The organism is Psychrobacter sp. 1U2, assembly GCF_051847575.1.
This window is the reverse complement of the sequence record NZ_JBPYDC010001250.1, coordinates 1-654: the sequence shown is the minus strand read 5'-3', so window position 1 is coordinate 654 and position 654 is coordinate 1. Positions and strand designations below refer to the sequence as shown.

The window sequence follows — 654 nt, the reverse complement described above, 5'->3', positions numbered from 1 at the left end:
ATCCACCACTGCCAACATGGCAACTAATGAGGCTTCCCCTAATTTGTTAGAACGCTCTGGTGACCAACCTGTGTCTGCGTCCGGTAGGTTATCGTTATCTTTAAAAGGCATCTCTAAAGTATTGGCAAGGCAATCAAAGCGTTCCGCCACCCAATTAGTTGCAACCGTCATGTTCGCTTTACCTGGCGCATCAATATCATAGCCCACTTCAGACTGAAAATCGGCACTGGCTAACTTTAATACCTCTGAAAATCTATCACGCAAATGTGCGAGGCGCTCGTTATAACTTGGCGTCCCTTGAGAGCCGGCAAGAAACACATAAGGCAATGCTTCATCGCCGTGCACGTCATAAAATAGATCCACGCCAGTCGCTTCCATTTTATTGATGACATGAAATACTTCAGGACTTTTCTCCAAGCTTGGATTTGACCATTCACGGTTTAAATTGGTGCCAACTGCATTAGTACGCAGATGTCCGCGTACACTCCCATCTGGGTTCATATTCGGCACAATGTAGAAGTTCGCTTTTTCTAATAACAATTTACCAGTAGCATTGTCATCATCTAACAAACTATCCAGCAAACCTTCAATCAGCCATTCGGCCATGGTCTCGCCGGGGTGCTGACGGGCCGTAATCCAAATTTTGCGTTTATT

1 protein-coding gene is annotated in these 654 nt (G+C 45.4%); it reads right to left on the bottom strand.

Annotated elements, in window-relative coordinates; genetic code table 11:
- The coding region (locus tag ACS8FD_RS21475) for a M14 family metallopeptidase (RefSeq protein WP_439277364.1) at positions 1 to 654 on the bottom strand (654 nt) is incomplete at both ends.